Annotated in this window: 8 protein-coding genes and 1 CRISPR repeat array; of the genes, 1 reads left to right on the forward strand and 7 read right to left on the reverse strand. The window is 56.6% G+C overall.

Annotated features, from left to right (window positions below; all coding sequences use genetic code 11):
- Nucleotides 1-348: 348 nt before the first annotated feature.
- From ACP5H1_RS07110 to cmr4, 7 genes are all read right to left on the reverse strand, one after another.
- The gene (locus tag ACP5H1_RS07110) at nt 349-1,815 is read right to left on the reverse strand and encodes a hypothetical protein (protein WP_427973463.1); all 1,467 of its coding nucleotides are present in this window, start codon (nt 1,813-1,815) and stop codon (nt 349-351) included.
- Nucleotides 1,816-2,101: 286 nt separating this feature from the next.
- Entirely contained in the window at nt 2,102-3,019 is a 918-nt protein-coding gene (locus tag ACP5H1_RS07115) for a type III-B CRISPR module-associated Cmr3 family protein (RefSeq protein WP_427973465.1), read from the reverse strand.
- Between the two features lie 4 nt (nt 3,020-3,023).
- Nucleotides 3,024-6,137 carry a type III-B CRISPR-associated protein Cas10/Cmr2 gene (gene cas10 / locus ACP5H1_RS07120; RefSeq protein WP_427973467.1) on the reverse strand — a complete coding sequence of 1,038 codons (3,114 nt, stop codon included), beginning with the start codon at nt 6,135-6,137 and terminating at the stop codon, nt 3,024-3,026.
- Between the two features lie 6 nt (nt 6,138-6,143).
- Complete coding sequence (cmr6, locus tag ACP5H1_RS07125) at nt 6,144-7,100, reverse strand: type III-B CRISPR module RAMP protein Cmr6 (protein WP_427973469.1); 957 nt, start codon at nt 7,098-7,100, stop codon at nt 6,144-6,146.
- Nucleotides 7,097-8,497: a hypothetical protein gene (locus tag ACP5H1_RS07130; protein ID WP_427973472.1), complete on the reverse strand. Its 1,401-nt coding sequence runs from the start codon at nt 8,495-8,497 to the stop codon at nt 7,097-7,099. The genes cmr6 (ACP5H1_RS07125) and ACP5H1_RS07130 overlap by 4 nt, the downstream gene beginning before the upstream one ends.
- The gene (gene cmr5 / locus ACP5H1_RS07135) at nt 8,494-9,039 is read right to left on the reverse strand and encodes a type III-B CRISPR module-associated protein Cmr5 (RefSeq protein WP_427973475.1); all 546 of its coding nucleotides are present in this window, start codon (nt 9,037-9,039) and stop codon (nt 8,494-8,496) included. The genes ACP5H1_RS07130 and cmr5 overlap by 4 nt, the downstream gene beginning before the upstream one ends.
- A gap of 10 nt (nt 9,040-9,049) precedes the next feature.
- On the reverse strand, nt 9,050-9,997 hold the full coding sequence (gene cmr4, locus ACP5H1_RS07140) for a type III-B CRISPR module RAMP protein Cmr4 (protein ID WP_427973478.1): 948 nt from the start codon (nt 9,995-9,997) through the stop codon (nt 9,050-9,052).
- A gap of 688 nt (nt 9,998-10,685) precedes the next feature.
- Here cmr4 and cmr6 (ACP5H1_RS07145) point away from each other — a divergent pair.
- A complete protein-coding gene (cmr6, locus tag ACP5H1_RS07145) occupies nt 10,686-11,186 on the forward strand; it encodes a type III-B CRISPR module RAMP protein Cmr6 (protein ID WP_427973481.1) in 501 nt (166 codons plus the stop codon).
- 283 nt (nt 11,187-11,469) lie between these two features.
- Nucleotides 11,470-12,192: a CRISPR direct-repeat array (repeat unit 24 nt; unit sequence GTTCCAACACCATGTTTTGGTTTC).
- The last annotated feature ends 58 nt before the right edge of the window (nt 12,193-12,250 follow it).

The following is a 12,250-nucleotide window of genomic DNA, read 5'->3' on the forward strand; positions in this document are numbered from 1 at the left end:
TAGGATGGTGTTGCAACTTCCCGCTCACATCCCTCACCTCTCACGCTCACTTAGAAGAAACCATAGGATGGTGTTGCAACGTCTTCGATGGTTTCCTCGTTGTCGTAGCCCTCATAAAGCGAAACCAAAACATGGTGTTGCAACATGAACATCTGCTTGTACTCCGCCACTTTCTTACCCACCGAAACCATGACATGAAATGGCGCTGAAGCGTGGGGCCTAGGGCTTCTAGGAAGGCGCTGAGCGAAGCCAGAAGGCAGAGCGCCACCTGCGGCCAACGCGCCCGTGCATGGAAGCGCCTAACTAAGCGCCGTCCCCCGCGGCCCTGCGGCCTGTCCTTGTGCCGCTCTACTGCTGCAGGCCAGAGGCCGCGTAAACTTGCCCGCGAAGGTAATCCAATGGATCGCCGCCCGAGGCCGCCGCGCTACATGAAAGGCACGCCCTCAGGTCCTCGCCCCTCCCCCTTATTATCACTACGTTCTCAACGAGGCCCGCGTGGGCCACGAGGTCCCTTGCCACCTCCCTGTCGTTGGTCTTTGACTGCGAGTGGCCCTTGAGCTGCTGAAGGCACATGCCCGCGGAGAGGTCCCTGCCCTCCGCCGCCTTAACGATGCTGCTGTACTCCTGAACCGCGTTGACAGCTATGCCAAGCCCCCTGTCCTCAAGCGTCTCCGCCACATCCTTCAGCCCCTTAAGTTTCACGCAGCCCTCCCCGTCGAGCCTCAACATCGCCTTGGCTGCCAGGCTCAGGTATGAGATAGTTTCAAGGCCCTCCTGGATCTTAATGCGTCTCCTGAGGGTCACCGAGCCGCCCTGCCCTGTGACCTCGGTGAGCTCGAAGTACTTAGCCACGTGGGCCTCGGCCACCCTCAGCGGGTCCATGCCGGCCTCCCTGAGGAGGTACGGCGTCAGGAACAGGGCCCCCAGGTTTATCGAGGCCGCGGCCCCCACCAGGTTGAGGATTGCAGTTATGTACCTGTTCCTCAGCTTGTTGATTACGTCTATGACGTCCTTGTCCTGGACCCTCGGCTCCAGGAGCCTCCCGGGCCTCCCCGAGGGAAGCCTTATGCCGGGCAGAGGCCTCTGCTCGACCACGTTCAGGCTCAGCTCCCCTCCAGCCACGTAGGGGTCCAGGGCCGAGAAGCCGAGGAACACGGAGGTGGACATTGACAGCGCCGAGACCGCGCCCTCGGCCGCCCTCACGGTCATAACCTGGAGCTGGTTGGGGGCGTTAGTGACGTCAACGTATATTCTCACCTCGTCGTAGTCCACGGCCCTGAGCGCGGCCAGCTCCCTGGATATCAGGTAGGCGGCCACGGCCTGGGAGTCGTAGAGGCTGGCCTCAACCTTCAGCTGGCCCCTCACGTCCCTGGACGCCCCCTCGCCCCTGCAGGCGTCGCCCACGGACTTGGGCATGGTGAACGTGCCGCCCATGGGGACCACCTCGAGCCTCAGGTCCTTAGTGAAGTCGGAGGCCAGGCCGCCCAGGCCGCAGTTAACCTCCTCGAGGAGGCTGAGGCCCTCCTTTATGTTGTTGAGCTGGGCCTCCTTGAGCTCGCTCACGGCCTTATCATAGCTGTCAGGCACGTTGTCGAGCTCGGCCATCAGGGACTCTGGCAGCAGGCCAAGTACCCTTAGGTCCGCCCCCGGGAACTTCCTCCTCAGGTAGGCGTAGCTGACCACCGCCGAGGGCACCTTGCACTTGGACTTGAGCCTGCAGCCCTCGTCGACTACGTAAGTCGCGCCCCTGAGCTGGGCTATTGAGCCCAGGGGGGCCACGAGAAGGATCAGGGTCCTCCTGTCGCCGTCCGACAAGGCCGAGATCCCCCGGTGGGAGGCCCCGCGGCCTATTTTAGTTCAAACGGCGTTAAGGCCCTGTTAGCGGTAGGCCGCCGACGCCGGGGCTCGGCTGAATCGCCCAGTGCGGCCGCCGCTGGGTAGTCGCTGCCTGGGCGTCACAGCGCCGCTGGGAAGCCGCTAACGTGAGCGTCGCATTAGGTAATCCGCGGAGCCCCCAGGGCCTTGGCCGGCCAGTCCGCTGCCTTGAGGGCCTAGTCGCTCCCAGGACAAAAGGTGCAGGGGTAAAAACGCGCCTAATAGCCTAAGGGGTGCAGAACCTGAGCAGGGAGCCCCAGCCAAACTCATTCATGTAACCTATGGAGTCCCCCTTTACGTTCTTCAGCACGGAGCCCGGCATCAACGCTAAGTACATGGGTCTCCTGATGTTAAGCGAGGTGCTGTAGCCGACGCCTATGATCTCAACCCGCGCGTCGCCTGCGACGAGCTCCCTCAGCGGGCGACCATCCAGACTGACGTTAAGTATGTCGTCGAAGAGCGCGAGGTCCCGGCGCTCCAGCGGTATTAGGGCCGGCGAGAGCAGCACGGAGGTGCTGCAGCCCTCTGACGCGGGCAGACTTATGTCGTCCGCCGGCGACACCGAGGCCAGCCTGCCGTCGGCGCCGAGCGGCACGACGCCCGAGACGTTGCGCAGCTCCTTCTCAACTCTCACGAGTATTCCCCACCTCCTCACGTCCGCGAAGTGGGACATTACCGTGTTCCTTAGGTCGACCAGCTGAGCGCTGTAAAGCAGGTGCTCCGCGGCAGCCTTGCTGCCCAGGTCCAGGCCCACGCCTATCTTAGTGACGCTCAGGGGGGTTATCTCATAGGCCCTGCCGCCAGCGGCCACGCTGACTATGGAGTTCCCCTCCACCCTGTAGACGGCCAGCCTCCCGGGGTAGCGGTGAACCAGTACGTACCTGTCGCCCTTCCCGTCGGACCTCAGCCTGCCCTCTACGTAGATCAGCGGCCCCCAGAGCCTGCCGAGCCCATCCCTGATTGCATCGAGGTCCCTGCCCGAGGTGTCCACTCCGTATGCCTTCCAGTACAGGGCCCCGGCCACCGTGCTTATGAGGGGCAGCGGCTCAGAGGTCCCCCTGTTCATGGGGCCGCTGAAGTTAGGCGAGTACTCGCCGCGCCACCTGAAGAGCGAGGGCTCCAGGGGGGTGAGGAGCACGTACATGGCCTCACACCTCCAGGAACTTGTAAGCCTTAATTATCTCATGGCGCTGGTCCACCGCGTTGTTAACGTTAGCGCACCTGTCATCTGGGCTCACGGCAACGCTCACGTCCATGTTTACCATGTTGGTGTAGAGGTCCTTGAGCCTGTCCCTCCAGTCCCTGACGAGGGCATTCCTGCTGAAGAGGTACTCTATTGACTGGGCTGGGAACGCTGCAAATATGTCCTTGTCGAACCTCAGCCAGTCCTGTATGAAGCTTGACGAGAGCTCCTTAGAGGCCTCGGAGCCCTTCCTCACGTGCTTCCCCAGCTCCTTCAGGAGCTCGAGGGTCCTGAGGCCGAGCCCAGAGCTCCCGGCCGGCTCAGGGTAGTTGTAAATTATTGCGGCATCCTCGACGCCCCCAAGGCCTCTACCTCCGAGCACCACAGTGACGTCCTTTGTCTTGCTGAACCCGCCCTGGCCCTTCCTGACGCACACGGAGTCCTTGACCTCCTCAAGCTCCCCTGCGAGCCCCCAGAGCTGGTACACGGGGTCCTTGTAGTGGGCCATAAGCAGGCCGTAGCTCCTTCCGTAAACTGCCAGCGCGTCGAAGGCAGCCCCTGAGAGAACGTGGAAGCCTAGCGTGAAGTTGAAGCCAGGCGATCCCAACGCGGAGCCCCAGTAGTTGACCCTCGTCTTCATCAGCAGGTCCAGGGCGTCCTCCGGGGGCGACAGGAACATGACATCATCCCCTCCGGCGTAAACCACCTGGCCCCTGTCGCCCACGGTCTCGGAGTCTGCTAGGGCTGTGACCATGAGCGCCCTCGAGAGCGCCGTTAGGTAGGCGGGCGTGACAGGGACCATGTTAACCTTTTCGGCGAGGGACTTCCTGTCACTGTCGCTTATGTTAACGTTTAAGCTGCAGCCCTTGTTGAACGTGTTCAGCACGTCCTCTGGCCCGAGGCACAACCTTATCATGACCTCAGCTAGGACTGAGGCGTTGCTAATTGTCTTCTGTATATCGTCGGCTCTGAAGCCCGTCCTAGTACGTCTCAGGTACTCGGCGAGGCTCATTGATATGCCTCCCCTGGCGACCCTCTTACCTATGAAGTCGCCGTCGCCCTTCACTATGCCGTAGAATGTGTTCGCCCTTTCAGCGAGTTCCTCGGCAAACCCCTCCTTGCACCCGGCGAACTTTTTCAGGGCCTCTATGGCTTCATTAACTTCCTGCCTCTTCGGGCTGAGGAGCTTCTCAAAGATCTTGACATGATAGGCTAGATAATTATAGAAGCCGCCTAGCTCAGCGTACTCTTTAAGAGGTCTTGGCACCTCACCTAACGCTGACTGGCCATGCATGCACTCCTCAACTACTTTAAGTATTTCCCTCCAGAGGTTCAGGTTGGCCAGGTCGCTAGTTGAGAAGAGGGGCCTGTAGCTGCTTTCAGGATCGGCGTAGAACCCGAGTAAGTCAAAGAGCCCTTTCTGCCCCTTTGAAGTCGCGACCAGGTCGGACTTGCCGACAAGCCTCTTCAAATAGCAGTATGGGCACAGGTGCTCCCTCTCGTCTAGGTCTTCTTCATCATTAGCGAGCCCCTCACCCGCGGACCCTGAAACCGCCGCGGGCAGGATGCCGCAGGAGGTGCAGATAAGGTACCTCTCCTTGTTCTCATACTTCTCCTTAGTTAGTTCCTGAACCTCGGGGGTCAGGGTAATCCCGTAGCCCACCTTTAACTTTATGGACTCCTTGGGCTTCTCTATGCTGCTCAGGAGGTACTCTATGAAGAGCGGGCTGAGTATCTCCTTAACAATATCCTCGTCCTCCTCGCTTATTTGTCCCATCACCTCTGACAGCCCTTTAGTCGCATTGGACAACTTTATGGCTTCAGTGCCCTTGCCTATGAACTCGTCATACACTCTGCTAACGTCCAGCATGTAGACCTTCAGTGGGGCCAAAGGGTGCTCGCCAAGTCTCATGACGTCAAGCGCTTTGATGAGGTTCTCGGAATCCTTGCTCTTCACCATCTTTGGAATCACATTCTTCACTGCGTCCACGAGATCCTTCCACGCCTTAGTGTAATACTCCTTGAGCTTTGTCACAATGGCCTCCTTATCATGGAATGGCGGGAGGGGCGGCAGCATCAGGTATATAGTGCCTGGCATCACAGGCTGGTAAGGGGTCTTGAGGAATCCTGGTATGAGGTCCTCGAGTCTTTTCACCGCACCCTTATACTCCTGGTCGGAAGCCTTGGATGAGTCTTCTTCAAGCTTCCCGAGAAGCCTTGATATGAAGAACGGGTTCAACCCCATGAACGGCTCAAGGACTACGTCAGCCCCGTAATCAAAGACAAGCTGCTCCACGGTCTTAAATGCTAGGTATGATATTATCCAGCTCCCAGCCCACAGATCCGAGGCCTTCCTGGCCCTGCCTATTATGTCCTGTATTCCCGGTATGTCTATCTTAACGAAGTACCCCATCGGCCTGTCGCTGCAAGCGAGCCAGTTGACGAGGGCCGAGGTGGCATAGAGGTGGTCAAATACGGAGTGCGTTGGAACCCTGGTGTCCGCGACCGGCACGATGCCCGGGTTGTGCCTATACCAGAGGAGCTCAAGGGTCGCGTATAGCGCGTTGTACCGCAGCTTGGGATCGCCTATTTTTGGGAACCAGCACAGGAGGTTCTCGACGAAGTAGATGATGCCGTTCTTCAACGCTTCGGTGTCCCATGAGACCGGGTACCTCAAGTCTGGGTTGAAGATGTTCAGCTTGTATGGCGGGACCGGCCTCGAGACCTGGGGCCCTGGGCTTAGGAACCTGTCAATGCCTGACGCAAACCTGTCAGCCCTCCTGACGACATCTATTACCTCGTCGAGCTGTTCCCTATCCTTAATGTCAGCAATCACCTTGGCTATTGTGAAGGCCTCCGCCTCGTGGGCCTCTAGGTTTCTGACGTCGCCCTCGTATCCCCCATAAGAATTTATAAGATCGTTGATTTTCTTATCAAATTTCATGATTGCCCTCATAGGCCTCGATATGTCGCCCCAATCTTTCATGTAGCCAGTTACCATCCAAGGCTTCCAGGCTGGGTCGTGAAGGAGGGCGAACGTCTTCACCTTAATTAAGTCGCTTCCCAGCTCACACCCCACGTGACCTCACCTCCTAGACCCAAGGGAGGTCATGCGGATAACTATGTCGTTGACCCCCTCAATATTAAAAACCCCGTAGCCCTTGCTCGTCCTGGCCCCAACGCCCTGTCCTAGGGCGTAAGCGAGGGAGAGGAGGGCTAGCTCAACCGAGCTCCTCACGCTGCGGTTAAAGATGACGTTGGCCAGCTCGTCAGCGTTCTTCAGGTCCTCAACCCCGATTACGAACCTAAACGTCGTGCCCCCTCTCACCGCTAGGTGAACCACAGGGTTAGGCATGACGAGGTACTCGTTCTTCACGACGTCATTGTTACGATAGTAGTGCGGGTTAATTATGTCTCCCTCAAGGAGTCTCCCGTCCTGGAGGGCTACAGGGTACGCGTTGGAAACTACGAGTGAGCCTACGCGCGGCGACACCTTGAAGTCTTTGAGCTTAAAGAAGTCTGCTTCGAAGAACTTCTCACCAGAGCCAAACAGGCTGAGGACAGCGTTAACGCATTTGGCCAGGGAATCGCTCTGGGCGTGGTACCTCTCCAGGCATAGGTCAAGCAGGCTGCTCCGCATAACCCCCTTTATAGACGACCCCGGCACGTAGGGCAGGTCAAGGACTTGATCCCAGTGCATGCCGACCTCGAATATAACTTTCAGGAAGTCCGCGGCAGCCCCAGAGAGGAGCCTGGTCGAAAGCTTCGCCCTGACGTCAATAACGTCGAGCCCTGCCTGAGTTAGGCCCTCCGCGACCTCATTAACGTATTCGTCCGCGAGCTTAACGTTCTGGCCGAAGTCGTACTGCAGCGCCTCGTTAAGAATTTCGCTTTTTATGCAAGTAATTGCGTCCTCAAGGCTCCCCTGACGCTTCTTCTTGCCGCACCGTAGGCGTCCATTCAAGGCATCCTTATATTTTGTCTGGTATTCCTTAATGAGATGCAACATCAAGTTCTTAGGACGCTGGGCCTGCACGCTCACCTTCCCTCACCTGTCCTCGTACCCTGCGGAGCCGTGAGGGAGCGGCTCTTGCATACTTGCGTAATGTATTTCTGGACGTTGTCCATGGCCTCTTCAATATATTTTTCGACATTTTGAGGGCTAATGTCAATTTTCGAGGCCCTATTACCGACGTAATAGGCCTTCTCAATCACACCGAGCTCCGAGCCCAGCTTCACCGGGACGAACTTGATTGCAAACAGCTTATACTCTCCCTGGTTCTGGGGGGTAAGGCTAAACACGATGTATGACTGGCGCCTCTGGATCCGCTTGTTGTTCTTCGTAAGGAAGACGTAGCCGATCCTAGGTAGACCTAGGACCCACGTCTGTAGATCTCTCTCTGACAACCTCGAAGGGGGGCCCATTATGATCATCCAGTTGACTTTCAGCGTGGAGTCGCCGATGCACTTCAGCGCTTCCTCTACGCCCCCCTTAAGAGAGCCCAGCTCAACTATCCCCCTTATCACCGGGAAGGAGTCGTTCCTCTTAGGCTGAGGCGGCTTCGACCACCTGCGGTAGAGCTCCTCAGCATTATACTCAACGTTGATCTTACTTGGGACGTATGGTTTTCCCTCGAGCATGAACCTGCCGAAGCCCCTGTTAGCGCCGCTTCCAATCCCGAGGTAGTTCAGGGTGAAGATCAGGGACTCGACAAAGTCCTTCACGAGTCGCTCCTCAACGCCGGCAGCCCTTACCTCCAGTTCGAATCTGACCGTCTGAGGCCTGACCGGGAGTAAGGCCAAAATCTGCGCGAGGCCATTGGATGATTGGTCTTTAAAGTACCACCCCATTAGCTTGCCCCCAACCCTCAGGAGAACCCTAGGGATGCAGAGGACCGTGAGGAAGTCCTTAAGCATCTCGTATTCTGATGCCTGAGCCCCACCTTCTCTGCACAACTGATCAAACATCCGCCTCTTTCTCTCCTCCTCACTACTTATTTTATTGCCAATCTTCTCGTTGACCTTATTCAGAAGACTTATTAGGTCATCCTTATACTTCAGGCCGAAGTATAGGACCTTATTGCCATTCTTGTCTAGTCCATCATCCATGTTAACCACTAGCGTTGGAGACCTGACCACTACAGCTATTTTCGACTTCCGCTTTTCCTTTCCTTTAGTAATTCCCAAGTTATTCAGAAAGTAGTCTCCGAACGCCGTCCTCATGAACCACACAGTCTTCCCGACAATAGACTTGGGGTCAGGTGAGGTCACATAGGCCTCTTTATTAGAAGAGAGGTTGAGTGTAACGGCGTTAAAGTTTCCTCCCCACCACGGCGTGTAGTTCACGAAGGTTCCACGGAAGACCACGTGCTCATCGACATAGTTACGGGCCAGGTTAAGGACCTCCTGCTTCCACCCCTCAACCACAGGAGAAATCATGAGGCCTCACCTTCGGACTCTGGAGACAGCATGACGCTCAGCTCCTTGATCCTCAGCAGGATAGGCGTTATCTTCCTCTCTACCTTCAGCTCCCTTGACTCAAGGGCATCAAGGCATTTGAGCACATCACTAACGACTATGCTGCTTATCTTGCAGTCATTCGCCATGGTGAGGACGTAGAAGAGTGAGGCGGTGTAGGCTGAATATCCCTTGCCAGCGCCCTCTCCAAGGTCATCACAGGGGTGAAATGATTTGCGACCGCTCTCACTCTGGGGACTGGTCTCGCCGCTGCTTGAGGAGAGAGGCGCGGGCAGATACCCTGTCTTCCAGTAGTTGAAGTACTGGTTGACCTTGTCTAGGTCCGCCTTTGAAAGGAAGAACGTGAGGGCCGACACAAGGCCGGCCTGCAGCATCAAAGCTGGGAAGTCCTCAGCCCTCCTCACGTACCCCTCTATCCCCGAGGCCTTGGCGTCCTTCGGCTTGCATATTTTCTTGAGATCCTCGAGCTTCTTCGCAACGTCGATAGCTATGTCTACTGACAAGCCTATCACCTCACGGGCCCTTGATAGCGACCTTCGCGAGGCCCTTGCCTACGGTCTCCTTGCCCCCTAACATGACGTGGAAGAGCCTCCAGTTGGCGTCAACGCTTCCCTGGCTCACCTTGTCGAGGAAGTCTTTCAGCTTGCCGTTGAAGCAGTCAGACTTGCAGATCTCGTCGCCGCAATACTTGTTCCTCTTCGGCGTGGAGGGGATCAGGGTCGCCATGAATATTGTGCCCTGAGGCAAGTATTCCTCCGTCCAAAGCGCGTGTTCGGCGACGGTCTTGATAGCTATGTTGATCCTGTTCCTGGTGACCCTGATGTAGGCCCTTTCTAGGATCTCGGCGCCCTCGTCGTCACTAAAGACGATGATGCCCTCGTCAATCTTTCTGGCCAGGGACCCAAGGCTCTTAATCACCTTAAGGGCGGGAGATACGTTCTGAGGCAGCCTTATGAGCAGCCTCGTGACGCCCGCAGCGTCGGCGACATCACTTGTGGGCCGGGACGACCTGATTGAGCTGATAAGTCCAAGTAGCTCCTGATCCCCCGTGAGCGAGAGGACGTCAGAGGCCTTGTCGAGGAGGTAGGTAGACGTGGCGTATATGAAGCCGTGCGTGAGGCTCGGAAGCGGGACGAAGGTCGGGATGAGGTCAGTGATGTCAAGGATGCTGCTGCCGGACTCGTCCCCAACCTCTGGGCCGAAGAGGCAGCAACAGACAGGGTTTGATGCGTCCTGGCACTTCGCCCTCCCAGATTTCTCGTCAATGTCCAGCCCGTAGGTCCTTATGCAGTGAGACTTAAGCGCTCCCTTAAACGAAGAGGAGATAACTATTGGATAGTTGTAGGGGTCCCTCTGTATCGGCAGGTCAACGGCCCCCAGGCTCCTGCCAGCCCCCACGTGAAGTGGGGTCACGGCGTAAACCAGAAGGGGGAGTGCTTTAGGTGTGCCTGAGCTGGACAAACGGGCCACCCAAGACAATCTTACTTTACTTTAAGGTATTATATAAACGTTCCCTCAAAGCCTCCACAGTCGCATCCTAAGGGAGGCGACGGCGCTTCCGCCGTCTGTCCCGCATATACGTTAACCTCACGGCATCTCATTTGAAATCAAAGAAGCCGCCTTAGGGGCCGAGGCGGCGAGTATCTATTATGGAACTAAAAGGACGGCCGCCATGCCCAGAGGCCTCTCAGGGCTGCGGCAGCCCCAGTTGCCCTCCTTGTTATATGGGCTGTCGTGCTGGCCGCGACCTCCTAACGCGGTCCCCGTCATGCCGAGGGCCCTTCACACATGGGCTAAAGCGCTGTGCGGCCACAGAATCGTGTTGGGCTTCGTGTACTGCGGTCGTGGCGCTGGTTTCCGCGCCAGAAACCACTGTTGCGCCAGCGAAGGCCGTGCATTTAAGTTAACTTAAATATTTTAATAAAAATAAAAATGCAACTTAATGGCGACCCTCACACGTACCCCAGCGACCCCTCTAAGGCCCAGCGCTAAGCCAGGGACGAGGTAGTTAAGTTCCTCCTGCAGCACAACGCCGACTTCAGGGCGAGGCTGAGCCCCGCCTCTATGTACGTCGAGGAGCTGAGGGACTCCCTCAGGGGGCTCGGCCTCCGCTACCTAAGACTCTCGCTGAGGACCAGAGGCAAGGTCATTGCCGGCTGAGGACCCCCTCTACTTCATAACCGAGGCCGGCATGGCGTGGAACCCAATACTGGACGTGCCTATTATTCCAAGCGGCGCGGTTAAGGGCATACTCAGGAACGCCTTCTACGGCGTCACTAATGATGGCAACTTGACCGACTGCCTATTCGGCAGCGCCGGGAGCGCTGGCATGCTCACGATATTTGACGCCTACCCCACCTCAAGCGATAGGGGGCTCCTGACAGCCGACATTATAAACCCCCACTACAGGCCCAACGTAAGGGACGAGTACGAGGTCATGCCGGTCCCCGTTAAGTTCCTAGCCGTGAACCCAGGCGTGACGTTCACCACCTTCATAGCGTTTAACCAGGACGAACTTAACAGGTGCAATGTAAAGGCCCCAGAGCTGCTCAAGCTGCTTCTGGCAGCGGTCGTCTTCTCAGGCAAGATGGGCTGGGCAGGAGGACCACGAGGGGATATGGGGAGCTCGAGGTCGAGGTCAACCAGCTAGATTTCAAGTGCGCAGGAAAGCAGTGACCTGATGGCCCAAGACTTGCGCGCCCTCCGCTGCAGCCCTGGGCGTCCTTGCGCTTCCCCATAGTCAGTTTTGTCGCGCCCCGGCTTTGCGCCCTGCGCGGCGCCCTGGCAACACCTGGCAGTACACAGTTTTAACACTATTCATGGTTTCTTCTGCTCTACAGCCCATAGTAATAAGGCTCGATTGTTTGAGCTTCAACATTAGTTCACGGTTTCTCGTGTTATACTAAACGACCCGGAGGCCCCAGAGGCCCCCAGTTGCAACACCACGTTTTGGTTTCACATATCACCTGTTGCCATAATGTCCAAGGTCTACAACACTGGAAGGTTGCAACACCATGTTTTGGTTTCTTTGATGGGGAGCTGTGCGTAGACAGGGGCGTCCCTCTGTTGCAACACCACGTTTTGGTTTCACAATAAGCTGGGGATAGAGATAGACGCACTTACTAAGTTCCAACACCACGTTTTGGTTTCGTGGAGGACACGTTTAACGACGCTATAGACTTTCTCCTGTTCCAACACCATGTTTTGGTTTCTCGGTCGATACTGGCGGCCCGTTTTCGCACTTTACTTTATGTTCCAACACCATGTTTTGGTTTCTTATACAAGCACTGGGACGGATACCCCGAAGAAATGGTGTTCCAACACCATGTTTTGGTTTCCAACTACTGTCGCTTCATGAGGGGCCACTACTACGCCTGCGTTCCAACACCATGTTTTGGTTTCCTTTGCTATCTACAGCGACTTTGTGAAAGTTCCAACGTGTTCCAACACCATGTTTTGGTTTCTAGCCCTTTCTCGTTTAGTTTCATTATTCTAGCGTAAAGGTTCCAACACCATGTTTTGGTTTCCGCTGAAGACGGCAGGGATATTGTTGAGGTTGATGTTGTTGTTCCAACACCATGTTTTGGTTTCCCCTGGCCCGGGAAAGAGGTGGTAGGGATGTCTGTACCTGAGTTCCAACACCATGTTTTGGTTTCTGTAAGAGCAGGTGCGAGGAACGACGCAGTGCCGGACAGTAGTTCCAACACCATGTTT

This window comes from Acidilobus sp. (assembly GCF_049973875.1).
In the GTDB taxonomy this organism is placed as follows: domain Archaea; phylum Thermoproteota; class Thermoprotei_A; order Sulfolobales; family Acidilobaceae; genus Acidilobus.

Excerpts from the sequence above, each read along its gene's own strand:
- ACP5H1_RS07115 (WP_427973465.1), bottom strand. The coding sequence starts at position 3,019 with ATGTACGTGCTCCTCACCCCCCTGGAGCCCTCGCTCTTCAGGTGGCGC.
- ACP5H1_RS07130 (WP_427973472.1), bottom strand. The coding sequence starts at position 8,497 with ATGATTTCTCCTGTGGTTGAGGGGTGGAAGCAGGAGGTCCTTAACCTG.